This is a genomic window from Prevotella sp. Sow4_E9_plate (genome assembly GCF_052116205.1).
GTDB lineage: Bacteria > Bacteroidota > Bacteroidia > Bacteroidales > Bacteroidaceae > Prevotella.
This window is the reverse complement of the sequence record NZ_JBQKLN010000038.1, coordinates 1-25840: the sequence shown is the minus strand read 5'-3', so window position 1 is coordinate 25840 and position 25840 is coordinate 1. Positions and strand designations below refer to the sequence as shown.

Annotated in this window: 21 protein-coding genes; 12 read left to right on the top strand and 9 right to left on the bottom strand. The window is 47.0% G+C overall.

All coding sequences use genetic code 11. From position 1 onward, the window contains the following. Nucleotides 1-100: 100 nt before the first annotated feature. Complete coding sequence (gene rhaB / locus ACTQ53_RS13115; RefSeq protein WP_441933401.1) at nt 101-1600, bottom strand: rhamnulokinase; 1500 nt, start codon at nt 1598-1600, stop codon at nt 101-103. Between the two features lie 307 nt (nt 1601-1907). Continuing rightward, nucleotides 1908-2783, bottom strand: a complete 876-nt coding sequence (locus ACTQ53_RS13110) for an AraC family transcriptional regulator (protein ID WP_153121726.1) — start codon at nt 2781-2783, stop codon at nt 1908-1910. A 320-nt stretch (nt 2784-3103) separates the two neighbouring features. Here ACTQ53_RS13110 and ACTQ53_RS13105 point away from each other — a divergent pair, with 320 nt between their 5' ends. From ACTQ53_RS13105 to ACTQ53_RS13090, 4 genes are all read left to right on the top strand, one after another. After that, nucleotides 3104-6301: a SusC/RagA family TonB-linked outer membrane protein gene (locus ACTQ53_RS13105; protein WP_441933398.1), complete on the top strand. Its 3198-nt coding sequence runs from the start codon at nt 3104-3106 to the stop codon at nt 6299-6301. A 38-nt stretch (nt 6302-6339) separates the two neighbouring features. Continuing rightward, the gene (locus ACTQ53_RS13100) at nt 6340-8376 is read left to right on the top strand and encodes a RagB/SusD family nutrient uptake outer membrane protein (protein WP_441933396.1); all 2037 of its coding nucleotides are present in this window, start codon (nt 6340-6342) and stop codon (nt 8374-8376) included. A gap of 68 nt (nt 8377-8444) precedes the next feature. Next, a complete protein-coding gene (locus ACTQ53_RS13095) occupies nt 8445-11270 on the top strand; it encodes a SusC/RagA family TonB-linked outer membrane protein (protein ID WP_441933394.1) in 2826 nt (941 codons plus the stop codon). Between the two features lie 21 nt (nt 11271-11291). After that, entirely contained in the window at nt 11292-13070 is a 1779-nt protein-coding gene (locus ACTQ53_RS13090) for a RagB/SusD family nutrient uptake outer membrane protein (protein WP_441933392.1), read from the top strand. Nucleotides 13071-13333: 263 nt separating this feature from the next. On the opposite strand, the gene ACTQ53_RS13085 is transcribed toward ACTQ53_RS13090, so the two are convergent. The 3 genes from ACTQ53_RS13085 to ACTQ53_RS13075 all read right to left on the bottom strand — a co-directional run bounded on the left by ACTQ53_RS13085 (nt 13334) and on the right by ACTQ53_RS13075 (nt 18475). Further along, nucleotides 13334-13630 carry a nucleotidyltransferase domain-containing protein gene (locus ACTQ53_RS13085; protein WP_294970029.1) on the bottom strand — a complete coding sequence of 99 codons (297 nt, stop codon included), beginning with the start codon at nt 13628-13630 and terminating at the stop codon, nt 13334-13336. Beyond that, nucleotides 13609-13998, bottom strand: coding sequence for a HEPN domain-containing protein (locus tag ACTQ53_RS13080; RefSeq protein WP_294970026.1), 390 nt, complete (start codon nt 13996-13998; stop codon nt 13609-13611). Before ACTQ53_RS13080 ends, ACTQ53_RS13085 begins: the two co-directional genes overlap by 22 nt. Nucleotides 13999-14137: 139 nt before the next feature. Beyond that, the gene (locus ACTQ53_RS13075) at nt 14138-18475 is read right to left on the bottom strand and encodes a hybrid sensor histidine kinase/response regulator transcription factor (RefSeq protein ID WP_441933389.1); all 4338 of its coding nucleotides are present in this window, start codon (nt 18473-18475) and stop codon (nt 14138-14140) included. Between the two features lie 138 nt (nt 18476-18613). Between ACTQ53_RS13075 and ACTQ53_RS13070 the strand changes: the two genes are divergently transcribed. Beyond that, nucleotides 18614-18775, top strand: coding sequence for a hypothetical protein (locus ACTQ53_RS13070; RefSeq protein WP_441933387.1), 162 nt, complete (start codon nt 18614-18616; stop codon nt 18773-18775). Nucleotides 18776-18820: 45 nt separating this feature from the next. Here the strand turns inward: ACTQ53_RS13070 and ACTQ53_RS13065 are convergent, their stop codons facing one another. Then, nucleotides 18821-18916: a smalltalk protein gene (locus tag ACTQ53_RS13065; RefSeq protein ID WP_153121734.1), complete on the bottom strand. Its 96-nt coding sequence runs from the start codon at nt 18914-18916 to the stop codon at nt 18821-18823. Nucleotides 18917-18994: 78 nt separating this feature from the next. After that, complete coding sequence (locus ACTQ53_RS13060) at nt 18995-19582, bottom strand: HU family DNA-binding protein (RefSeq protein WP_441933385.1); 588 nt, start codon at nt 19580-19582, stop codon at nt 18995-18997. Between the two features lie 735 nt (nt 19583-20317). Between ACTQ53_RS13060 and ACTQ53_RS13055 the strand changes: the two genes are divergently transcribed. Both ACTQ53_RS13055 and ACTQ53_RS13050 read left to right on the top strand, forming a co-directional pair. Then, nucleotides 20318-21229 carry an Rpn family recombination-promoting nuclease/putative transposase gene (locus ACTQ53_RS13055; protein ID WP_441933383.1) on the top strand — a complete coding sequence of 304 codons (912 nt, stop codon included), beginning with the start codon at nt 20318-20320 and terminating at the stop codon, nt 21227-21229. 4 nt (nt 21230-21233) lie between these two features. Beyond that, nucleotides 21234-21449 carry a PD-(D/E)XK nuclease family transposase gene (locus ACTQ53_RS13050; RefSeq protein ID WP_441933416.1) on the top strand — a complete coding sequence of 72 codons (216 nt, stop codon included), beginning with the start codon at nt 21234-21236 and terminating at the stop codon, nt 21447-21449. Between the two features lie 66 nt (nt 21450-21515). On the opposite strand, the gene ACTQ53_RS13045 is transcribed toward ACTQ53_RS13050, so the two are convergent. Beyond that, nucleotides 21516-22007 carry a hypothetical protein gene (locus tag ACTQ53_RS13045; RefSeq protein WP_441933381.1) on the bottom strand — a complete coding sequence of 164 codons (492 nt, stop codon included), beginning with the start codon at nt 22005-22007 and terminating at the stop codon, nt 21516-21518. 434 nt (nt 22008-22441) lie between these two features. Between ACTQ53_RS13045 and ACTQ53_RS13040 the strand changes: the two genes are divergently transcribed. Further along, nucleotides 22442-22585 (top strand): hypothetical protein, encoded by a 144-nt coding sequence (locus ACTQ53_RS13040; protein WP_158577403.1) that lies wholly within the window; start codon nt 22442-22444, stop codon nt 22583-22585. Next, nucleotides 22585-23094, top strand: a complete 510-nt coding sequence (locus tag ACTQ53_RS13035; protein WP_218421265.1) for a hypothetical protein — start codon at nt 22585-22587, stop codon at nt 23092-23094. Before ACTQ53_RS13040 ends, ACTQ53_RS13035 begins: the two co-directional genes overlap by 1 nt. A 21-nt stretch (nt 23095-23115) precedes the next feature. Here the strand turns inward: ACTQ53_RS13035 and ACTQ53_RS13030 are convergent, their stop codons facing one another. Further along, the gene (locus ACTQ53_RS13030) at nt 23116-23634 is read right to left on the bottom strand and encodes a hypothetical protein (RefSeq protein ID WP_441933378.1); all 519 of its coding nucleotides are present in this window, start codon (nt 23632-23634) and stop codon (nt 23116-23118) included. Nucleotides 23635-23942: 308 nt separating this feature from the next. On the opposite strand from ACTQ53_RS13030, the gene ACTQ53_RS13025 reads away from it, so the two are divergent. Genes ACTQ53_RS13025 through ACTQ53_RS13015 form a run of 3 tightly spaced genes read left to right on the top strand, consistent with a single transcriptional unit; the run spans nt 23943 to nt 25774 of the window. Further along, nucleotides 23943-24173, top strand: a complete 231-nt coding sequence (locus ACTQ53_RS13025; protein WP_317585018.1) for a helix-turn-helix domain-containing protein — start codon at nt 23943-23945, stop codon at nt 24171-24173. A gap of 8 nt (nt 24174-24181) precedes the next feature. Beyond that, complete coding sequence (locus tag ACTQ53_RS13020; RefSeq protein ID WP_441933376.1) at nt 24182-25195, top strand: DNA cytosine methyltransferase; 1014 nt, start codon at nt 24182-24184, stop codon at nt 25193-25195. 27 nt (nt 25196-25222) lie between these two features. Continuing rightward, nucleotides 25223-25774, top strand: coding sequence for a DNA cytosine methyltransferase (locus tag ACTQ53_RS13015; protein ID WP_441933374.1), 552 nt, complete (start codon nt 25223-25225; stop codon nt 25772-25774). The last annotated feature ends 66 nt before the right edge of the window (nt 25775-25840 follow it).

Genomic DNA, 25840 nt, shown 5'->3' with positions numbered 1-25840 from the left:
GTTTTTTTGCTTATGACTGGGGAGACCCAGCGATGGAATCGCAGGGAACGGAGGCGACCAGGGGGGAAGGTTCTTTTTTCCTTTTTACCCTTTTACCTTTTTACCCTTTTATCTTTAAAAACTTCTCGTATGCCTCATCCCATGCTTCCTTGTTCTTTGGCTCGAATTTCTTGAGCTCAAGCGAGTTGGCGATGATCTGACGCATTTCCCAGATGTCCTTGACCAAGCCTGATGCCTTCGCCTGGAGCATGATGTTGCCGATGGCTGTGCCTTCCTGAGGACCCGCCAATACGGTGACACCGCAGCTGTCGGCAGTGAACTGGTTGAGATATTGGTTGAGCGAACCGCCACCGATGATGTGAAGCACGTTGAGGTCGAAGTCGGCAAAATCCTTCAGCCAGGTGAAAAACTGGCGATAACGGAGCGCAAGACTCTCGAAGATGCAACGGCAGAATTCGCCATAGTTCTGAGGAACGTGCTGTCCTGTCTTTTTGCAATACTGCCTGATAGCCTCTACCATGCTCGATGGGTTGGCAAAGCAGGCATCGTCCGGGTTGATGATGCTCTGGAAGGCAGGCTGCTTCATCGCTTCCGCAATCAGCTCTGCATGTCCCAGGCTCTTCATATCCTTCTGGCTGGCAGCCGCTTCGTCCTTCCATTCCTTGCGGCAGCGCTCGTAGATCCACATGCCGCAGATGTTCTTCAGGAATCGGGTAGTGCCCTCGATGCCACCCTCGTTGGTGAAGTTGAGCTCGTAGCTCTTCTTGTTGATGATGGCATTCTTGGTCTCGATACCCATCAGACTCCAGGTACCGGAGCTAAGATAGGCAAACTCCTCGTTCTTGGCAGGAACGGCAGCTACGGCGCTGGCTGTATCGTGACCCGCTACGGCGATGACCGGAACGGCATTCAAGCCCGTCATCTTCTGCACCTCTTTGGTCAGCGTACCGATGATAGAAGCAGGGTTGGTCATCTTGCCAAACTGCTCTCTCTTCAGTCCGAGACTCTCCACGAGATCGTTGTCCAGGTCGCCTGTCATCGGGTTGAGAATCTGGGAAGTAGATGCCACGGTATATTCGCAGATAGCGTTGCCGGTGAGCATATAGCTCAGCGCATCAGGGATAAAGAGAATCTTGTCTGCATTCTCCAAAGCCACGTTTCCCGCCTTTCTCATGGCGTATATCTGGAAGAGCGAGTTGAAGTTCATGAATTGGATTCCGGTCTTCTCGTATACCTTTTCCTTGCTGATTTTCTCGTCGAAGTATTTCTCCATCATGCCGAAGGTATGAGGGTCGCGGTAGGCGAGAGGATTGCGGAGGATATCCCCGTTTTTGTCCACATATACGAAGTCACATCCCCAGGTATCGATACCGATGCTTTCGATATGGATGCCGCGCTGCGCCACGAGTTTCAATCCGGCGATAATCTCATAGAAGAGGGCGAAGATGTCCCAATAGAAGTGATTGCCGGTCTCGATGAGTCGGTTGTCGAAGCGGGTGAGTTCTTCCAGTTCGAACTTGCCCTCAGCCAGACTTCCCAGGATGGTTCTGCCACTGGTAGCACCCAGGTCTACGGCAAAGAAGTATTTCTTCTGTTCCATTTTTATAGCGTGTATTTTAAGTTATTGTTATTTGTTTACGGTTGCAAAGATAGGATGAAAACGCAAGAAGGAACAATAGAAAATGATATTAGAGCCTAGTTTTTTGGCGTCAGGTCAAGAATCTAAAAGAAATATCAAAAATTTAAGTTTTTGGGTGGAGCAGTTTTTGGCACGGATTACACGGATTCTTTATGCAATTATAATCGCTTTGCCCACATTAGCGCCATAAAATCCGTGTAATCCGTGCCTTATCTATACCCTAGGCAAGAAGCTTATGACACATCCTCATCTGTTTGTGGGATTTTTTTTATCGGGTGGTGTTTCTGAAATCGGATGGCTTCATGCCGGTCTGATTCTTGAATTTGGCCGAGAAATAATCAGGGGATTCGAAATTGAGGCGGTAGGCTATTTCCTTGATGCTCTCATTGGTGGTAGACAGCAGTTCCTTGGCTCTCTGCAGTTTCAAAGTCTGCTGATAGAGTGCAGGAGCGAAGCCGGTATATTCCTTGAAGAGCTTGCGGAACGAAGAATAGCTGACGCCCAGTTCCTGTGCTAAATCCTGGATGGTGAGCGTATCCTCCAGGCTCTCACGGATGCGCAGACGAGCCCTGTTGATGATATCCACATGTTTGGAATCCTTGCCCAGGATGATGTTTCTCTCCAAGGAATACATCTTTCCGATGAGGTGGTTCACGATGCCCGCCAGTGTCTGCTGTACGAATGCAGCCTCCTCCTGTGCCGTCTTGTACGCCTCCTCATACAGGGCGATGATTTCGTTGCTGTAGCCCACGTGATAGATCGGCTTTTCCGGCGATAGGAATCCCGCCTTCACACGGTCGTTGATATTCTTTCCCTTGAATCCGATCCAGTAGCTCTTCCATCCCTTTGTGCTCGATGGATGATAGCTGTGCCATTCACCGGGAAAGAGCAGGAAAATGTCTCCTGCCTTGATTTTGGTTTCCGGAAGATGGGCAGAGCTGAACACACCTTCTCCTTCCGGCTGATAGAGGAGCTGGTATTCATCGAGGGTTCTTCCCTTCTTAATATCGAAATAATATCCATCGGCATGTCCCTTGGTAGGATATTCTTCCCCTGGTACGATTTCCTCTCGTCCCACGGTGCTGATGGTGAGACCCCATTCGGCGTCTCTTTCTGTTGCTAAAAGGTATTTGCTGGTTTGCATATTGCTTATTTTGTTTCAGTATAATCGCTTAGAGGCGTTTTATGTCCAAATCCGCCTTTTCGCTAATTTTTCGGCAAAAATACACAAAAAAATCCACTATACCTTATTATATATGTAAAAAAGTATTTAAAATTATACTGAAATGTATAAATATGTATGGTTTTGGATGATAATAATGATAGTTGAACAATTTTATTCTATGAAAAACAAGGTTTTTTAATAGCTTTGCAGCAGAAATCTTTTTCAAGAGGATTGCGACTAACAAAGCGAAATTGTCAAACCGGAATAGAAAGTAAAATCTTAACGTCATAATAAACAAAATGAATAACAAGCTATTTATGAAAAGTTCAGCATTGCCTGCAACTTTGTTTTGCACGGCATTGATGCTTGCCCCTTTTTGCGGAGGCGCAGGTTCTGCTAAAGCGACTACGGCTATAGCTCAACAGACAGGTATCCTCAAGGGTACTGTTGTTGATGCCAATGGTGAAGCCGTTATTGGAGCTAGTGTTATCATCGAGGGACAGAAAGTTACCCAGGGTACGGTTACAGACTTTGATGGTAACTTCTCTCTCAACGTGAAGCCAGGAGCCAAGTTAAAGATCAGTTACATTGGATTCGTATCACAGACCGTGGTTGCCAAAAACGGCATGCAGGTGGTCTTGAAGGAAGAGGCTACTTCCCTCAAGGCTGTAGAAGTGGTTGCCTATGGTGTTCAGAAGAAGGTAACCGTTACCGGTGCCCTCTCCAGCGTGAAGAGTGAAGACCTGGTCCGTACCCCTGTAGGTAATGTCAACAATGTGCTCGGTGGTCAGCTTTCGGGTGTTACCACCGTACAGTATTCCGGTGAGCCGGGTTCTGATGCTGCGAGCGTATTTGTTCGTGGTAAGGCTTCTTTCAATGGTGCCGACCCTTTGGTTCAGGTGGATGGTGTAGAGCGAAGCATGAGCGATGTTGATCCTGAGGAAATCGAGAGCATCACCGTTTTGAAGGATGCTTCTGCCACAGCCGTATTCGGTGTGCGTGGTGCCAACGGTGTTATCCTGATTACTACCAAGCGTGGTCAGGAGGGTAAGACCAAGATCAGCGGTTCTACTTCATGGGGTATCCTGACTCCTACCAAGATGGTAGAGCAGGCAAACAGCTACGAGTATGCTACCTTCCATAATATGATGCGCCAGAATTCGCATGGTAAGAATGGCGAACTGTTGAGTCCTCAGTTCTCTGATGCCGTTATCCAGAAGTTCAAGGATGGAAGTGATCCTATCCGTTTCCCTAGCACCTTATGGGCTGAATACATCATGAAGGATGCTACCATGCAGAGTAAGCACAACCTGAACATCAGCGGCGGTACCAAGACGGCACGCTACTTCATCAATGTAGGTTACTATACCCAGGGAGGTCTGTTCAAGGAGTTTGGACAGGATTACGACTTCGGTTATCAGTATAACAGTTTCAACTACCGTGCCAACCTCGATCTGGATGTCACCAAGACAACCACCATCTCCTTCAATCTGGCAGGTAAGGTAGATAATGCCAACAAGCCATATTCCGGTCAGGGATCATCCGGCTTGATCAATGAGGCTTATCAGGCCACTCCATTCTCCAGTCCGGGTATCATCAACGGCAGATACATCGCTACCGAGACCCAGTATGAGGATTGCGGTACCGACCAGCTTCCTTTCGTGGGTGGCAGCGGCATCACCTATTTCGGCAATAATGATGTGAATGGCGGTTTCATGAAGACTACCAACAACAAGCTGCAGTTTGACCTCCAGTTGAAGCAGAAGCTTGATATGATTACCAAGGGTCTCTCTTTCAAGATGAAGGCTTCCTACAATGGTGCCTACGCTATCAATAAGAATGCATACGCCAAGAAGGCTACCTATACCCCTGTACTCCAGGACGACGGTACCTATAAATATAAGAAATATGGTAACGAGGAACAGTTGAAATATGATGAGAAGACCGGTCGCAGCCGTTACTGGTATTTCGAGGCAGGTCTTAACTACAACCGTTCGTTCGGATTGAACAATGTGGGTGCCATCCTGCTCTACAATCAGGACAGTAGCTATTATCCGAGCACCTATACCAATGTGCCTCACCGCCAGGTAGGTCTGGTAGGTCGTGTTACCTACGACTGGAACAACCGCTATATGGCAGAGTTCAATGTGGGTTACAATGGTTCCGAGAACTTTGCTCCGGGCAAGCGTTACGGTACCTTCCCGGCTATGTCTGTGGGTTGGGTAGTGAGCGATGAGCCATTCTTCAAGCCGCTTACCAAGGTAGTAAGCTTCCTGAAGCTCCGTGCCAGCTACGGTCTGGTAGGTAATGCCAATCTGAACGGCAACCGCTTTATGTACACCGCCGATCCTTTTGCTATCAACAATAATGGAGTTTCTACCCGTGATGGATACGGATACATCTTTGGTGTCAACAACACCACCATATGGAAGGGAGCCTACGAGATGGCGCGCCACAATGCCGACATCACCTGGGAGCACGCCTACAAGCAGGACTATGGTTTCGACATCAACTTCCTGAAGGATAAGCTCCGTGGTAACTTCGATTACTACTACGAGCACCGTACCGACATCATGATGATTGACAACAATGTACCTACCATCATCGGTTTCAAGATGCCTTACACCAACGATGGTGAGGTGAACAGCTGGGGATGGGAAGCATCCCTGAAGTGGCAGGACAAGATAGGCAAGAACTTCAGATACTGGGCAGGCGTCAACCTCTCTTACAACCAGAATGAGCTGATTAACAATGGTGAGGCTCTGCAGCCAGAGGCTTATCAGATGGCAAAGAACCATCGTCTGGGTGCCCGCAGCATGTATCAGTTCTGGCGTTATTACGACGAGCAGACACCGGCACTCTATGAGCAGACCTTCGGTGAGAAATTCCCTACCCAGCTGGTAGAGAACATCCAGCCTGGTGATGCTGTGTATGTGGATTTGAACCACGATGGAAAGATAGACCAGAACGATATGACCCGCGACCTGGGCTATACCGATGATCCTGAGTATATGATTGGTCTGAACCTCGGATTCAGCTACAAGGGATGGTCTGTCAATACCCAGTGGACGGGCGCCTGGAACGTAAGCCGTATGCTGGATGGTGTGTTCCGCTCACCATTCTACAGCAAGACCTCTCACGAGATGGGCGGTCTCCTGAAGTATGTGGTGGAGAACAGCTGGACAGCCGGTAATCCATCCCAGAGTGCGAAGTATCCACGTGCATCATGGGATGCCTGGGACAACAACTACGCCACTTCTACCCTCTATGAGAAGGATGCGAAGTATCTGCGCCTGAAGACCCTGCAGATTTCCTACGATTTCAATGCTCCGTTCATGAAACGCATGGGTATGAATCAGTTGCAGCTGGCATTCAGCGGTTACAACCTCCTTACCTTCACTCCTTATATCTGGGGTGATCCTGAGGCACGTGCTACCACGGCACCATCCTATCCATTGCAGCGTACCTACATGCTGTCTTTGAAGGTGGGCTTCTAATATATTACACATTAATATATATAAATAAGGTAAATACAATGAAACTTAACAATATATTCAGAGGAATCGTTCTTACAGCCGTTATCGGTTCTGCGGTGACGGGGTGTACAGAGCAGATCAAGTTTGGAGATTCCTTCATAGAAAAGACTCCGGGTGGCGATGTTACCATTGATACCATCTTCAATAGTGCAGAATATACCCAGCAGTTCTTGACCAGTATTTATAAGAACCAGTACTACGGTCTGCCTTTCAAGGCGGGTGACGGCAACTCCCACAGTTACTTCAGTGGTCAGATTGAGGCGATGTCAGACTGCTGGCACAATCCTACATCTTCTGTTGCTATCTATAATCTGGTGTATGGTGACTACATGACAGCAGCCAGCAGCAATTCCATCTATGGTTTTGACAAGGAGAATATCTGGGAGATGGTGCATGCCTGCTACCTCCTGATGGAGAATATCGACCGTGTGCCTGATATGGATGAGGCTACCAAGAAGCAGTATGTGGCTGAGGCAAAGTGCCTGATAGCATCTTCCTACTTCAACCTCTTCCGCATGTACGGCGGTCTGCCTCTGGTTACTCACTCATACGATGTAAACGGAGATAAGCTGGATGCGCCACGTGCTTCGGTAGAGAAGACACTCAATTTCATTCTCAAGCTTTATGATGAGGCTATCAATTCCGGAGCCCTTCCTTTTGCTTATTCTGATGATGATGTCACTACCATGAAGGCACACTGGACCAAGGCGGCTGCTATGGCAATGAAGTGCCGTGTACTGCAGTTTGCTGCTTCTCCATTGTTCAACGACGACCAGCCATATTACAGCGGCAAGTATTCCATGGAGAATGCGAGTCAGGACAGTCTGGCTTGGATGGGTGGCAGGAAGCCTGAGTTGTGGCAGCAGTGCAAGAAGGCATGTGAAGACTTCTTCAATGAGAATGCCAACAACGGCAATCCTTATCATCTTGTAGAGCCTACAGCCCAGACTACTGAGGCTTATCGCTTTGCCTATCGCTTTGCGTATATCAGCCAGGCTAGTCCGGAGGTCATCTTCGAGACCCGTGTTACTGACAACAACCACAACTCCAAGTATTGCTGGGCGGCACGTCAGTATATGCGTACCCTCGACCGCCAGGCTTATTGCCCAACCCAGGAGTTCGTAGAGATGTTCCCTTGGGCTGATGGCAAGCCATTCAACTGGGAGGAGACCGAGAAGGCTGGCGAATTGGACCACATGTTCATCAAGGGTGACAGAAAGGTAGGCAAGCAGGAACTGCAGAACGTGAAATATACCCGCGACCCTCGTCTTTACGAAACAGTAAGTGTGAACGGACAGCGCGACAAGGTGAACGTGGGCGACGGCAAGTCAACCGGTCAGAATGTTGAGTTGTATGTGGGTGGTACCAATGCCGGTACAGGTCCAGACAAGTGTGTGGGCGTTTATGCTACAGGCTATTTCCACAATAAGTACATTGCCGACGGAATCACCGGTTCTGCCTACGAGCGCGAGAAGCCACACTGGGTAGAGATGCGTCTTTCCGATCTCTATCTCATCTATGCCGAGGCTCTGCTTCAGGCTGACGGCAACAATGTCAAGGCTTTGGAATACATCGACAAGATCCGTGCCCGTGTAGGTTTGAAGGGACTTGCGGAATGCAACCCATCAGAGAATCTTACCACCAACAAGGATAATCTTCTGGAAGAGTTGCTGCGCGAGCGTGCCTGCGAGCTGGGATTCGAGAACACCCGCTTCTTCGATATGAAACGCTATAAGAGAGCCGACCTCTTCAGCCGTACTCTCCATCGTCTGGTCATCTATCGCCAGGTGAAGGATGATGCTACGGGCGAGTGGAAGACCTCTACCAACAAGTGGTATAATGGCGACAGAACCAACAAGAAGCTGAATAAGGACAATGATGCCTGGTATGAGCCATCTCATTTTGAGTATAAGCGCCTGCCTATCACCACGGGAGCCCGTGCATGGTGGAATGGATTCGATGTAAAGTGGTATCTGTTCCCATTCCCACAGACCGAGGTATTGAAGGGTTATCTCGTTCAGAACCCAGGCTGGTAATCCCGCCGGAGGTTATCTCTAGAGTAAAGGTTACTTGATTAAAGTTACAGATTAAAAAAGTAAATTCGATGAAAAATAATAAGAATGCTGTACTGATGGCGATGGCTCTCCTGAGCCTGCCAGCTTCAGCACAAGTCAAAATAGATTCCATTGCTCCTCATCGCTATGCGGCTCAGAGCATCGATGTGGGTGCCAATGTGAACTTCTCCCGCGAGCAGTCAACTTCAGCAGTGTCTGTCATCACCAGCGAGAGTACCAACAAGCGCAGCGCCAAGAATATCGGCAACTCTATCCTGGGACAGGGTTCCGGCCTGATTTCGCTGCAGAATTCCGGCAATTATGCCGGCATCAATCCTACCTTCTACATCCGCGGCATGCAGAGCCTGGATGGCAATACCCCGCTTTTCGTGGTAGATGGTATCGAGCGTGATATCCAGTATATCTCTGCCGAGGAAGTAGAGAGCGTATCCGTATTGAAGGATGCTGCTGCCACCGCACTCTATGGCTACAAGGGTGCCAACGGCGTGGTGCTCATCACTACCAAGCGCGGTAAGTTCAATTCCAAGGAAATCAAGGTGAATCTGGACCATGCCATCAATTTCATGGCTCACAAGCCTAAGTTCGTGGATGCACAGACCTATGCCAAGGCGATGAACGAGGCTTATGCCAACGATGGCTTTGAGAACCCTAGATATACCCAGGAAGAGGTGGATGCCTTCGGAACAGGCAAATATCCTTATCTCTATCCTAACGTAAACTGGGTGGATGAAACCTTCCGCAACCACAGCGTTACCAATATGCTCAACGCTTCGTTTACGGGCGGTGGCGAGAAGTTCAAGTACTATGCCTTGCTCGACCTGCAGTATGACAATGGTTTCGTGAAGAATCCGGATACCCACGAGGGATATTCTACCAATAATAAATATGTGAAGGGTAACCTGCGCATGAATATGGATATGATTCTCTCTAAGAATACTACCATGAAGGTGAACCTCCTGGGTGTGCTCGCCGAGTCGAATGCTCCGGGCAATTCTGCCAGTTTGTGGGATATGGTCTATAGCCTGCCTTCTGCTGCCTTCGCCGTGAAGGGCGAGGATGGCAAGTGGGGTGGTAACTCTACCTGGGCTGGTACCGTTAACCCTGTGGCACAGTCGCAGGATGCCGGTTACTCCAGAAATCACAACCGTGGTATCTATACCGACCTCACTATCCGCCAGGAACTTCCTGCGGTATTGAAGGGACTGGCTGTTCAGGGCCGCATCGCCTACGACCATTTCTCCAACATCTACGAGAATTACAGCAAGACATACGTATATGGAAGTCCTACGGTAGCCGACTGGCTGGATGGCGAACCTCAGTTGGGCAAGGCATTCACGGGTGGTTCTGAGAGCGATCTCGGTGCCTCTATCTCCACCAACAGCTTCACCCGCCGTTTCCATGCCGATGCCAGTGCCGACTATCAGAATACCTTCGGAGCCCACAGCATCTACAGCCAGTTGAAGTACGATTACGAGTTCAGCGATGAGTTTGCCATCAACAGTACGCTCTATCGCCAGAACATCAGCTGGTACACCCACTATGGTCTGCTCGACCGTTACTTCCTCGACCTTGCCCTGGTAGAATCCGGTTCCAACCGTCTGGCTCCTGGCAGCAAGTGGGCATTGTCGCCTACGGTATCAGCAGCCTGGGTACTCTCCAAGGAGAACTTCATGAAGAATCTCAACTGGGTGGATTTCCTCAAGCTCCGTGCATCCTACGGCATTATCCAGACCGACATCCTGCCTGAGAGCGGATGGATGTACTATATGCAGCAGTATCAGACTACCGGTGGTTCCTATCCGTTCAACAGCGGTTTCCAGAGCGACTTCGGCCGTACCTATCTTGATGCCATTGCCACTTCCGGTCTGACCCATGAGAAGGCAGCCAAGTTCAATGCCGGTGTAGATGCCACCCTCTTCGGTGGTCTCGATTTCAGCTTCGACGGTTTCTACCAGCGCCGTTCCAACATCTGGGTATCTACCGCAGGTAAGTATTCTTCAGAGTTGGGTGTGGATGCTCCATACGAGGGCGATGGTATCGTGGACAGCTGGGGTTGGGAGGCAAGTCTCGACTACAACAAGCAGATTGGCGACGTGAAGTTCAACATCGGTGCCAACATCGATTACTATCGCAGCCAGATCAAGGAGCAGGATGAGGCTCCTAAGCTCTATCCTAACCTGGTAAGCACCGGCCATCGCGTAAGCCAGCTCTTCGGCTACAAGGCTATCGGCTTCTTCAAGGACCAGGCAGACATCGATGCTTCCAAGCCACAGCTTCTGGGCAGCACTCCTCGTCCGGGCGACATCAAGTATGAGGATGTGAACGGTGACGGACAGATTGATACCAACGACAAGACTGCCATCGGATATTCTACCGTGGCTCCTGAAATCTACTACAATATCCATTTGGGAGTAGAGTGGAAGGGACTGGGCGTAGATGCGATGTTCCAGGGCACAGGCCGTTATAGCGGCGTGCTTTCTACCAAGAGTATGTACAAGCCGCTGGTGGGCAACACCACCATCTCTCAGTACTACTACGACAACCGCTGGACTCCAGAGACAGCCGGCACAGCCAAGTTCCCGGCGCTGAGCTCAACCAGCAATGCCAACAACTACAATACAAACACCCTCTGGATGTTTGACCGCTCATTCTTCAAGCTTCGCAACATCGAGGTTTATTACAACTTCCCTAAGGCGATGCTCGCCAAGACCAAGCTCCTGAATGCTGCCAAGTTGTATGTACGTGGTGTAGATTTGTTTAGCTTCGACCATCTCGATGAGTCAGATCCTGAGGTATTCGGTGCAACCAATCCTCTGAATCGCAGCATCGTGGCTGGTTTGTCAGTAACATTCTAATTATCTTAAAGTAGAACAATAATGAAAACAAATAAATTAGTATATGGTCTGTTCGGACTCATGGCGCTGGCATCTTGCAGCGATAAGATGGATTACAGCGAGACGGTAGTCAAGGATAAGGATTATGTGATTCAGACCTTCGAGAAGGTGGGTGGTTTCATGACCGATATCTACAATTATGCAGACTATGATTATGGTCAGAACTTTGGCGGAGGCATGCTTGCCTCTGCCACCGACGAGAGTGTTTACTCCGTGAGCGGTACCAGCATCGAGACCTTCTATAACGGCAGCTGGAGCCCATCCAACGCCCAGGGCTCGCTCTGGAGCAATATGTATAAGGGCATCAAGACCTGCAATGTAGTGTTGAAGGATTTCCAGGACTTGAAGTTCGAGGATTTCGAGCTCAATGCCGACTATCAGCAGCAGATGTACCGTTACGAGAACTACAAGTGGGAGGCCCGCTTCTGGCGTGCTTACTTCTATTTCAATCTCGTTCGCCAGTATGGTGGTGTGCCTGTCATCGATCCTGAGATGGCGGCAGCTGATGTCAACAATCAGCCTCGCAAGTCATCTGACGAGGTGTTCCAGTACATCTTCGATGAATGTGACGCCGTGAAGGACAGCATCATCAAGGATTACTCCGACCTGGGAAGCATGGCTCTGAGTACAGCTGAGGATGGACGTGCCAACAACCTGACCGTTCTTGCCCTCAAGGCTCGTGCAGCGCTCTATTGGGCAAGTCCGCTCTTCAATCCTTCTGGCGATAAGGAGCGTTACCACAAGGCTGCTCTCTATACCAAGGAATTGCTGGATGCCTGCGAGGCAAGGGGCATGAAGCTCGCTGCCAAGTATGCTGACCTCTGGTCAACCAATAATTACAAGGATGCCGACAAGAAGTGTGAGATTATCTTCGGTCGCCGTATCTATGGTACCAAGATTTCATCTACCGATCCATCAGATAATGTGGTAGAGAGCTACAACTATCCGTTTGGTATCGATATGGCAAAGGCTAGTTATTCAGCTTCCGGTAGAAACTGCCCATCCCAGAACCTGGTGGATGCCTACGAGATGAAGGATACGGGTAAGGGTATCAACGAGGCTGGCAGCGGCTATGATGAGCAGAATCCTTACGCTGGCCGTGACCCTCGCTTCGAGTTGACCATCGCCAAGAACGGTGATCTGTGGCCTACTGCAGCCAACTATAAGAAGGCTGCTCTCCAGACCTATTATGGCGGCGTGAATGCCGAGCCATTGGTGGGTGCTACTCCTACGGGTTACTATCTGAAGAAGTTGCTGCATGGTGATATCGACCTTACTTCAAAGACCAAGAAGCAGGGCGACTATCATACCTGGGTTACCTATCGTCTGGGTGAGTTCTATCTCAACTATGCTGAGGCGGTATTCAAGTATCTGGGCAGCGCCACTGCTACGAGTGCCGAGCTCCCTATGTCGGCAGACGAGGCTGTGGATAAGATTCGCCAGCGTGCCGGAATGCCTGATTTCCCTACTTCGTTGAGCAATGAGGAGTGGTGGAGCAAGTATCAGAACGAGCGCATGGTAGAGCTTGCCTTCGAGGGTCATCGCTTCTGGGATGTACGCCGCTGGAAGGAGGCTGACAAGTTCTTCAAGAACATTCAGGAGATGAAGATTACCAGGAACGATGATGGTTCCTTCACCTATACCCGTGAAACCGTACAGCGCCAGTGGGATGACAAGATGTATCTCTTCCCTATCCCTAACGACGTGATGCTGAAGCACGAAAAATATGGACAGAAGTGGGAGCAGAATCCTGGCTGGTAATAGGATGATTATAAGAATAAAAAAACTCGTTGGTAAAGAAGCCAACGAGTTTTTTTTTGTAATCTATTTGGCAGGCAATCTTTACTTGCTCTTTGCAAAAATATAAAAAAGATTGAGACAGACAAGGCAGCAGGCAAAATTTTGTGGCTTTTACAAAGAAAAAGGCTCCCTTGCATGGAAGCAAGAGAGCCTTTGTCTATTGTTTTTTCGTTTTTACATTCCGAATCCCGCTTGAGAATGTAGAATGGGGGGATTTCTGTATTTTATACTGCTATTCCATTACGCATTATATCTTCATATAAGGGTGATGGGTTGCATTCTTCAATCAAAACCGGTTCTATAGATGTATCTATATTAAGGGTGGCAAGCCATAATGAAGATGTGGTATCTAACCAGTCGCCATTAAGTTTAGGTATAACTACTGCTACATCGATATCACTATCTTTTCTTGCTTCATTTCTGCTACAAGAACCATACAGATATACTTTCGCATTAGCAAGCAATGGAAGTATTGCTTCCTTGTAGCATTTTACTATCATCAAAGCATGTTCTCTATCCATTGTTTTAATTCTTTTGTTTTATTAATTAATGTTCTGCAATATTCTGGAATCAATTTCTTCGCTAACTCATCTTTGTAGGAAGGGTATCTTGCCTCAATATTCATTGGCATTAATTCCGCAAGAAACTTTAGCTGTTCTGGCGTCATTTTTGATACTAACCCGCAGCTTTGTGCCAACTTCAAGAGGTTATGGATGTATGGAACCTCGTCTGGTTTTATTGCACTCCAATACGACTTTATTGTTTTTTCTATAACCAAATGGCACATAAAGCCAACATATAGCCATCTTCCACCGTTGTACATAACCTCAGCGGTTTCGATGTCATAGTCAGCAAGTTCTTTCCAATATTTAACTTTATCTATTGCCATACGTTTTGTTTTTATGCAAAAATATACCAAATAATTGGGATTGCCAAATTTTTAGTGTTAAAAAGATTTTTTAGAATAAAAAAACTCGTTGGTAAAGAAGCCAACGAGTTTTTTTTGTAATCTATTTGGCAGGCAATCTTTACTTGCCATACTTGCTAGGCGCTATTCCATACTTGTTCTTGAAGCACTTATAGAAATAGGTGGAATCGGAGAAACCAACCTTCTCGCTGATTTCTGATACCGTGTATTCGCCTTCCAGCAGGAGCTTGGCGGCAATGCGCAGACGCTCGTTCTGGATATAGATGTTTGGCGAAACACCCATGATGCTCTTCGTGCGGTTATATACCGTGGTTCTGCCCAGGCAGAGCAGCTCGGCAAGGCGGTCTACATTGAAGTTGTTGTCGCCGATATGCTGTGCCACGATTGCCTCCAGCTTGTCCTTGAACTTCTTGTCCAGGGTTGACATCAGGAGGGTTGGCTCATTCTTCTTGAGCTCCTTCACAGGCTTGATCAGGATGGCTTCTCCGCCTGACGTCTGCTCTGGGTTCTCTTGCGGAGCATTCTCCTGCAGGGTCTCTTCCTGAAGCTTCGCCTTCTCTTCAGCCTGCTGCTTCGCCTTCAGGTCCATAGCCACAAACTGCAGGGCTCGGGCGATGAGGAGCTTGAAGTTGCATGGCTTCACCATATAGTCATCTACGAAGTTCTTGTATGCCTTCAGTATATGGCTGGTATCATCAAAGGCGGTCAGCATGATGACCGGGATGTTCTGCGTCTCCGGATCCGCCTTCATATTGCTTACAATCTCGTAGCCGCTCATCTCCGGCAGCTGGATGTCGCAGATGAGCAGGGCTGGCTTAATCTTCCGGATGTTCTCGTAACCCGTCTTTCCGTTCATGAATGTTTCTACATGGAAATAGACCGACAGCTCCGACTTGATCTGCTCCAGCATGTCCGGATCGTCTTCTATCACCATCACGGTAACGTTGTTGATGGCTTTCGGAGTCATCTCCTTCACGATTATGTCTATCTCGTCCTTGTCGATGCTGTGGGCGTCCAGCGCCTTCTTCTCGATGATATCCTCCGGCTGATACTTGCCGGCATCGTCTGGCAGGGCAAGGCAGAAGCGGCTGCCTCCGAGATTCCGGGAACGCTGATAGGTGAGCGAACCCTTGTGGATTTCTGCCATCTGATGCGCCGTAAAGAGACCGATGCCCATACCGCCCTTGGAAGCATAGCCGTGCATGAATGGCTTGAAGAGGTCAGCCTCTCTTTCCGGCTTGATGCCCGGACCGTTGTCTTCTACCGAGAAGAATACGATGTCGTTCTCCAGATAGAGTCTTACGCTGATGATGCCCCTGTCCGGGGTATATTTCACGGCGTTGCTCAGCAGGTTATAGACGATGGTTTCCACCTTTTCCTGGTCGAAGAGCATCTCATGCCTGCTGGTCCACGGAGTGAAACTCATGCTGACGTCCTTCTGCTTGGCTACGGTATAGAGATCATTGTAGATGCTTCGCACGAAACCGATGATTTCGCCCTTTTCCACATTCAGCTTCATATTGCCCGTATTGATCTTGCGGAACTCCATCAGCTGGTTGATGAGTCGCTGCAGTCGCCTGGTACCCCTGTTGAGGGTATAGATGGTGTTTTTGGAAGCATAGCCTTCTCCCTTGGTCATCATCTTCTCCACGGCACTCTGGATGATGGCGAGCGGGGTGCGGAACTCATGAGAGATATGGGTGAAGAAGTTGATTCGGAAGTCAGACATCTGTTTCTCCAAAGCAATCTGCTGGTTCAGTTCGAAGTTTCTTCTCCATGAACGGTAGTAGAGCACTCCGGCTCCGCAGATGATGAGCAGATAGATGCACCACGCCCATACCGTATTGTACCAAGGCTGGCGGATGGTGATGTGCAGCAGGGTTTCCTCGCTCCACTGGTTGCTGCCTATACGGGTACGGATATGCAGGGTGTAGCTGCCAGGGTTCAGGTCGCTGAACTCGGCATGGTTGATGCTGGTCATCGGGCGCCAGGTCTTGTCTATTCCTTCCAGATAGTACTGGTATATCGCATTCTGGATGTGCGGATAATCGAAGTTGGAGAAGTGGATGTTGAGCGAATTCTTGTCGTGTGGCAGGCTGATTTCCCGTGTATAGTTCAGCGCCTTAGTCAGGAATTGCTCGTTTTCTGCTTCGTATATCGAGATGCCGTTGATGGTGAGGTCGGTGATGACTGCCTTCATGTGGGCTGGCGGCATGCTGATGGTGCGGGATGGCTGGATGAAGATCATGCCGTCGGCAACACCGAATACCAGTCTGCCATCCTTCAGCCTGGTGGCGCAGTTCTCCGTAAAGTTGTTGCTGAAGATGGTGCGTCCTATCTGGAACGAGCGGATATCGTTGGTCTTGGCGTTGAGACGGGAGATTCCTTCCTCTGTACCAATCCAGATATTGCCGTAGTTGTCTTCCTCCAGCGAGCGGGTATTGTTGTCGGTGAGTCCCTTGCTGGTATCAAACAGCTCGTACTCCAGGTCCCCGGTCTTCTCGTCGTAGCTGCATTTCAGAACGCCTCCGGTTGCTGCAAACCACAGTTTGCCGTCGTGTGCCTCGATGCCGCAATTGATTTCGCTTACGGGCAGCTTTCCGTTTTCGTCGCTGAAGCGGAGGAACTTCTGGGCTGTAATCTTCCTCTCAGCGGTATTAACCATGGTGATACCGTTGTTGCTGCATACCCAGAGTCTGCCCTTGCGGTCCAGGATCAGGTCGTGGATCTGTGCTTCCTTTCCGTCAGCATTCAGAAACTGCTCGAACTTCCGTGGCTGCAGCCCTGTAGTCTGTGGGGTGATGAGCAGACCTTCTCCCCAGGTGGCTATCCAGGCTCTTCCCTGCCTGTCGAAGATGGTCTTGTAGAAGGATGCGCCCGGAGCATAATGTTCCTTCTCATGTTTGGAATATCTCACATTGTCAATGTAGATGCCGTCGCCCTTGGTAGATATCCATTTCCTGCCCTGCGGGTCGATGGCATAATCGTAGACGCAGGCATCGGTCTGCCTTTCCAACGTTCGCTGTTGGGTCCTGGCATCATAGATATAAATCCTGTTGGCACGGGTGCTGACGGCGAGTTTGTCATTGCCTATGTTGCTGATGTGTCGCACGTAGTTGCTCCATTCCCGGTTGGTATTTGGTTCAATCTTGACATGCTCTGTGTAGAGATCCTTCAGTTCACGGCAGCAATATACGCCATCTCCGGTACAGATCCAGATGCATCCGCTGCGGTCGATGAATACGTTCAGCAGGAAGTCGGAATGGAAGAGCGGGTCCTTGTCTGCTGCAGAGAAGTGCTGGAGTTCATCTTCCTTCGGGTTGTAGATGAAGAGTCCGTTGCCATAAGATACGATGTATACATTTCCGTGGGCGTCTTCGGCAGCCACGAAGTTCTTGTCTCTACCGTTGATGTAAGCCTTGTCGTCCAGCAGATGGAATTTCCTGAAGAGGTTTCCCTTCTTGCTGAACAGGTAGGCGTTTCCCTTCTTGTCGTAAAGAAACTCATAGGATTTGAGAAAGGTTTTCGACATGGCATTCGGTATCTGGATGGCTGGCTTGTGGAAGATGCCGGTCTTCAGGTTCATGGCGAAAGTTTCTTCCTGGGTAAAGATATACCATTCTCCCTGACAGAAGAAGGAGGCGCGCGATTTCCCCACATATCCCACCATGGATGGAAGATGGGATTTCCTGACGGGCTTGCCCGAGTTGTCATAAAGGAAGGCATCGCCCTTGTCGGTCAGCACGGCGATATGATTGCCGTCTGTGGTCAGGGTGATGATGTGCTGGTTCTTGAGCATCAGATGGCTCTTGCCGTCTGGGGTGATGCGGTTGAGTCCTTTATCGGATGCTATCCAGATATTGTGTTTGAAATCTTCCTGCATCTGTAGCTGATGGTCGCCTATCAGCTTGCCGTTCTTTGTAGTATAGTCTGTGGCGTGAAACTTCCCGTTGCTATAGGTCAGGTATCTGGCTCCGAAATCTCCTGAAAAGAGCCACATGCCATTCTGGCTCTTGAATCGGTTTCTCAAGAGCGCAGCATTTTCCTTATCGAAATAATCGGAGAAATGAGCTGTTTCCAGGTCGAAGCAGCAGAGGATGTTGGATGGATTGTAGCCCCAGATGAGTCCATGTTTCTCGTCGTTGATGAGCTGTGAGATGGAGTGGTGGGTCTTTTGTCCGGAGTTCTTGCTGAGATTGGTGAAGTTGATAAACTGATAGCCGTCATATCTGCTCACTCCGTTCGGTGTTCCGAGCCAGATGAATCCGTCTCTGTCCTGGATGATGTCGTTCACGGTATTGCACGACAGGCCGTCCTTAGCCGAGAGTCGTTCCCCGTCCAGTTTGATGCTGCCGGATGCCTGTAGAGGCATCAGCCAAAAACAGATGAATCCTACTAAATATAATAAGGTGTAGAATGTCTTTATGTTTCTTTTCATTGATAGGTCTTTTATTTTTCTGCAAAAATACAAAAAAATAACCATTATACCTTATTATATATGCAAAAAAGTATTTATCCCTGGCAGAAAAATAGGAATAGAGGGAAGATGTTGCGCGGTGTAGTTTCAACATCGGTAATGAAGGATCCCGTTTTGACAAAGACCGAAAAGCAGCAGGCTTATGTCAAGGAATCTTTGACAAGAGCGATGCAAGAGGTAAGGATGGCAAAATTGAATGGTCAGAAGTTGCCCGATGCTCGTGACCTGTTAAAGGTAAAAAAGGAAAAAAAGTGCCGATAGGATTTACTCCTACCGGCACTTTCTGTTTGTTGTTTCTGATGCCGTTTAAGGCATACAGCTGGTCACACCCAAGGTGGTGGCAATCGCAGTCAAGATTGATATCGCAATCTGAATGATAGTTTTCCAAGTGTCCTTCTTCATCTTTTTTAGTGATTAATTGTTAGTGATTAGTGATTAATTCTTTTGCTGCTTAAACACAGCCCCCGAAGGGGCTCTGCTTTAGAAGCCTACGTCACTACCTCCTCCCTGGGTGCCGCCGCCTCCTTCCTGGGTACCACCGCCACCTTCCTGAGTTCCGCCACCGCCACCTTCCTGAGTTCCGCCACCGCCCTGGGTGGTATCACCGGTGTTGGAGTCGCCGCCTGGCTTGCCGGTTCCTCCGGTGTCCTCGCTGGTGTTATACTCGTCGTAGGCAACAATCTTGGTGAGCTTCTTCAGCTCAGCATTGCTCCACGACTTCGTATTTCTCACAATCAGGTGAACGCCCTGCACGCTTGCAGCAGACACCTTGTCCTTGCTCACCTCGCCACGCGAAGTCATGCCGATGGAGAAAAGACCGAGGTCGGAGATACGCACGCTCTTGCCGTCGAGGATCAGGTGCTTCAGACAGTCCAAAGTGTCCATCAGCACACCGTGGATAGTACCACGACTGTATGGCGAGTTGTGCTCAGAGATATGAGTCACGAAGTCCTCAAAACTCATCTCACGGTCGCTCACTGCGGTAGCATACCAGAGTTTCTTACCAGCGTTCTCTCCACTCTGTGGAGTACGCGTTACTTTACGATACTTACAAGTTCCTTGTCCCATAATTTTTAGTGTTTAATTTGTTAATGATTAATTGTTAATTATAAAGAGAGGTTGATGCCTTTCTTCGAATGACAATGCAAAGGAAGTGCAAACGAGCGCAGAGTCAAGCTTGCTTGAACTATGCCGAGTGCAGCCTTTCTTCTAACGACAGTGCAAAGGTACGGCTTTTTCCCGGTACAGCCAAAAAACGCCCTGCAGAGTTCTGTTAAACGGATTTAACATTTGCGGAGAATCCTGTTAATAAAAACAAGTCATAATTTTTAAGATAAGAAAACTATATTCTGTAAATAGTTTCTCTATGTTTTGTGCATCCCAACTCTATGTTTGCCTTTTGCGCCATCTACCCCGATTTTCCCCCAAAAGTGGTTACGGTTACAGAAGTTACAGTTTTTCATGAGTCAGTTTTCTTTCCCTTCTTTAGAAGAAGATAATAATATATATAAATATATATATATTATTATCTATTATTATTACTTACAATCTGAAAGTACTCCAAAACCCTTGTACCCCCTCCGCTGAAAACTGTAACTTCTGTAACCGTAACCACTGTAACCACCTTTCGTCAGGTCTTACTGCCAGACCCTGCATTTTGATTGTCAACTAAAAAGATAAGATTATGATATCCCCAATGCTATCAGATCACTTTTTCTAAAACTTTTCTATGAATTCCTTGCGTGTTTCAAAATAAAGTCGTAAATTTGCTCGCATAAACGAAACAATAATATCATACGGATTATGAAGCAGGTAGAAGAAAGATATATCAGTTTGCTGACCGATTTCGGTTTCAAGCGAATTTTCGGATCAGCTCCCAATAAGGATTTGCTGATCTGTTTCCTCAACAGCTTGTTTAATGGTAGACAGGTTGTTAAGGACGTGAAGTATCTGAACCCGGAGCACGTGGGAGATGTATATACCGACCGCAGGGCCATCTTTGACGTATATTGTGAAGGAGAAAACGGCGAGAAGTTTATCGTGGAAATGCAGAATGCCTACCAGGCGCATTTCAAGGACCGTTCCCTCTTCTACTCAACCTTTCCTATCCGTGAACAGGCACCAAAGGGGAATGACTGGGATTTCAAGCTCAATCATGTCTATACCGTAGCCCTGCTCAACTTCAGCATGAACGAGGATGCATTCGACAAGGAGAAAATCCGCCATCATGTGCAGTTGTGTGATACTGCCACGCACAAGATATTCTACGATAAGCAGGAATTTATCTGCGTGGAAATCGCCAAGTTCAACAAATCGCTGGACGAGTTGGAAACGCTCTACGACAAGTGGCTCTATGCCCTAAAGAATCTCTATAAGCTTACTCAGCGCCCTAAGGCGTTATGCGACAAGGCCTTCGACCGCCTCTTCGAAGAAGCCGAGATTGCAAAATTCACTCCACAGGAGCAGCGGGAGTATGAAGCCAGCAAGATGGCATATCGTGATATCAAGAATTCGATTGATACCGCCAAGAGAGAAGGTAAAGAAGAGGGCCTGGCTGAGGTAATGGAGAAGGGCCTGGCTGAAGGAATGAAAAAGGGCATGGAGAAGCGAAGTCTTGAAATTGCCAGAAAGATGCTGGCAAAAGGTATGGATGCAGAGATGGTGATGGAAATAACAGGATTGTCGGAGAGTCAGTTACAGCAGCTGAAAGGATAAGAAACTGCCTGGAGAAACGAATGATCTCTGTGGCTGCATCTTTGACATCTATTGTGTAACCGACGATGGCAAGCATTTTATCGTTGAGATGCAGAACAGATGGGTACCTTTCTTTGCGGCTGCTCCCTTTCGGCTTGCCCCACACGCCCTGAAGGGGCAGAAGCTCCTAGCCCAGGGCAACGCCCTGGGTATTAATGATATACAAACCAACGCCCTGTAAGGGCAAAAGCTTTAAAACTCCAGGCAAAAGCTTTACAATCTCAAGAAGCTGCGCAACGTGGAGAAGTTATTTCCCCCTTGACTTTGAACTGCTCCATCCATAATAATTGGCACTTTTGTTTGGTAACCTGCCCTTAGCAGTGCCCTTGCGAGTAACCTGCCCATACTTATCTCTATAGACGGTGGTACCTGTATTTCCTGAATGTTTGGTGATGCTAGAACCTGTTTTCTTGCCATACTTATCACGATAAGTGGTAGAAGTCGTTCTGGAAGAGAACAATCCATGACTTGTTGTACTGGTGCTGGTGCCCGTTTTTTGCCCATACTTATCCTTGTAAACCGTAGTGGTCTTGCCGAAAGAGTGGGTCTTACTTTCTGATGTTCCAGTAATTTGTCCATACTTGTCTCTATATACAGTCACACTCTTGCCACCTCTTATCGTAGTCTCTGCTGTACCTAGGTTCTCGCCATACTTGCCACGGACAGTTTCTTTGACTGTCTGAGCATCAATATAGGAACTTAGTCCTGCGAATATAAGGAATGCCAAATATTTCTTCATACAATGCATTTTATTAAGTTAGCGGACAATCCTATCCGTATTTTGCCGGTAAAGATACAAAAAATATAGATATGTTGAATGTTATTTCTAAGATTTCGACTATAAAAGTACAACTTTTCCGTGTTTTCTACCTGTACAGCAACGAAAAGCCCTCTATGATGCCTTTCGAAAGCATGTAGCGTACTGTTAAAGGCCAAAGAAAACTAAAAATACTCCGAAAACTTGTCTGTTAGGCTAATATTCATTTACTTTGCATTTTGAATATTAACTAAATAGATAAGATTATGCCGGATTTTTCAGACACAGAGCGACGACTTATCAAATTAGCGCCGTCTTATCGAATTATTGGAGGTCGGAGTGAATTTTTCTGCCAAAAATTTGGTGTTTCCAAATAAATGTAGTATTTTTGCCCCGATATATAAAACTATAGGCTTATGGTACATGTAAATGAAACAATAGTTATAAAGAGCTCTTCTCCCAAGATGGCAGAATGGGTGAAGAAACTGAAGGCTCATAAAGCTGAGCAACTGGAGAAGTTGCGCAACGTGGAGAAGTGTGACTTTGAATTTCAGTTCTGATGAAGGAGGCGGTCTATTCTTTTTCTAATAGTGCTGGAGATAAATTTTACCTTCGCCTTGCTGCTGATAGTGATTTGTTTCTTTCAAAAGAATTGGCTTCTTTTTTGAAAGATAAGGGTTTTGAATTATGGGGTATTTATCTTGAGAGATTAGGTAACGTCCAAAAGGTAACACCTATGAAACTTTTGAATAAAGTATCTCAATTAATTGCAACATTTTTTATAGGTCATCCTAATGCTATATTGTATTATCAATGTGATGACATCTCGGATGTTCCTATGAGCTTTAAGAAAAAAGAAACTGGAATGTTGGTGCAGGAATATCGTAATCGGCTATTTACTAGTATGTTTGAAAAAATAGTCAGAAAGTTAAATGTCTCAGTTATAGATACTCCCATTTACATTGATGCATGTGGTAACGATGTGTACATTCATTTGATGTCGCGCGAGATACATGCGGATATAGCAGAGATTATCAGTAAGGACATTCATCAAGGCTTTGATAAATAAGCCTTAGTGAATGTCCTTGTTTTAGTATCCAATAAGTAAAATCCCTTTCAAAGGTAATTTGATTCTATTTGTAATATACATTGTTTCTAAGAACGGATAGATTCTTTCAAAATCATTGTGATTGCGATAAATTTTTCTCACTGCAATCACTAAGTATTCCACGCTAAACATCATAGAAGCTTCGAAAATATCCTTTAAGAATTGGTGGCTCTCAGTGGCCCTGCCAGCTTCTACCTCGATAACAATTTTTCTGTCTGCACTAATGGCATCTGCATAAAAATGTTTGTCTATGCTGTTGTTGCATCCGAAAAGAACAGGTACTTTTATTTTTCCCTCATCCTTCTTGTTTTGTTCTACGCAATAACCGATTTTTTCGAGTTCCGGGCGAACTATAGATAAAACATCATCAGACTTCAAGTCGTTTGTAGAAGACGAAATTTTATCTTCTGCTTTCTTAAATACATTGATAACTTCTTCCATAGGTTCGATTAATCCTATGGAACGTGGAAAGAATTGGTATTGAATGTTTGTATCTTGCATAATTCCGAATCTTATTTTCTAGGCAAAGATAAGGTTTTTTGTCGATATGGCCAAGAGAAAATCCTATTATTTGTATAGCTGTAACTATACATCAAGTAAACTTTTCTTATGTTGTGACTTATTGGGAACCTTGTTTCTGGAATTCGTGTAAGATGCCGTTGTATACTTATTACTATAAGATTATCAGGTATTTGTATAGTTATAGCTATACATTAACAAACTTTGGCCTCCTTTTGGCCTTTATTGGCCTTTTTCTTTACAGAATTATTTGCGCGGAATGTATCTTTGCAATCTCAAAATAACGAATTATGGAATTGCTGATAAAAGAAGTTTTAAAGCGCAAAGGTATATCTGTGAAGGAATTGAGCCAACTGTTAGGCGTAACTAGAGATGCTTGCTATAAATATATCAATGGGAATCCTACCATCAATGTTCTGGATAGGATAGCTAAAGTGTTGGATGTTGATGTAAGGAGTCTGATTAATGGCAGGGACGGGAAGGAGTTCTGTGCCTCAGACGATATTATGGGTAAGGCATAAGGATAGCTATGAATTTGATCAGTTTGTTTTCAGGAGCTGGAGGTCTTGATTTAGGCTTCCAAATAGCTGGTTTCAGGATAATGATAGCAAATGAAATTGATGCTAAGATTTGCCCCACCTTCCGTGCCAATTTCCCCGATGTTCATCTCATCGAGGGAGATATCCGGAAGTTGAGTCCATCTGATTTTCCAGATGAAATTGATGGAATCATCGGTGGTCCTCCTTGCCAGTCTTGGAGCGAAGCGGGTTCGCTGAAGGGCATCAATGATGCGCGAGGTCAGCTCTTCTATGATTACATTCGCATATTGAAGGATAAGCAGCCGCTCTTCTTCGTTGCCGAGAATGTGTCAGGAATGCTGGCTGCCCGCAATGCTGAGGCTGTAAAGAACTTCCTGGCACTCTTCGATGAGGCAGGATATGATGTGAATCTTCAGATGTTGAATGCCAACGATTTTGATGTTCCTGAAGACAGAGACCGAGTGTTCTATGTAGGTTTCAGAAAAGATCTGGGCATCAAGGAGTTTGTTTATCCTACGCCCCAGAGTCATCGCCCTACGCTCCGTGAGGCAATCTGGGACTTGAAGGATTCGGCAATCCCTGCCAGGGAGAAGAATCATAGCAATGGGGATGCATGCAAGGTGCCAAACCACGAATACTTTATAGGTGCATTCTCACCCATCTTCATGTCGAGAAACAGAGTAAGAGCATGGGATGAACCAGGATTTACGGTACAGGCTAGCGGTCGCCAGTGCCAGCTCCATCCTCAGGCACCGAAGATGATTAAGGTAGAGAAGAATCTGCAGAAGTTTGTGCCAGGTAAGGAGCATCTCTATCGCCGTATGACGGTGAGAGAAGTGGCGAGAGTGCAGACGTTTCCCGATGATTTCAAGTTTATCTATACCGATGTGAATATGGGGTATAAGATGATAGGCAATGCCGTGCCCGTGAATCTGGCTTATCACATGGCAAAACAGATTAAGAGGACGCTTGAATCTAGAGGTGTCAGGAGCAAAAAGGCATAGGAAAACATTTTTATAGGAGGTAGCAATATGAAAGTAGTTTCATTCTTTTCGGGATGTGGTGGCTTGGATTTAGGCTTTGAACAAGCAGGTTTTGAGGTTATTTGGGCAAACGACAATGACCCCGCAGTATTTGAAACTTATCTTCTAAACCATCCGCACACGTATCTTTGCAGAAAGGATATGCGTGAAATTACTATGGAAGAAATTCCAGAATGTGATGGTTTTATAGGCGGACCTCCTTGCCAGTCTTGGAGTGAGGGTGGAAAGCAGCTGGGCTTGGATGATGAACGTGGCAGGATGTTCTTGACTTACATTCATTTTATCCAAGCCAAGCAACCCAAGTTTTTCGTGATAGAAAACGTGAAAGGCATCTTGAGCGATAAGCATTTTCCTACTTTCAAGAAGATGCTTGGTCAATTAAAAGATGCGGGCTATGTAGTGCATTACCAGTTGATGAATGCAGCGCATTATTATGTACCGCAGGAGCGTTTTCGTGTAATTGTAGTAGGTGTAAGAAATGATATTGATGTTAAACCTCAAATCCGCAAGCAATCTCAATGGCAATCTCAATTGCAGTAAAGAGCTTGAACACTATGCATCATGATAGTATGAGCGTGAATTTTGTCCGATTTTTGCACACCTTCC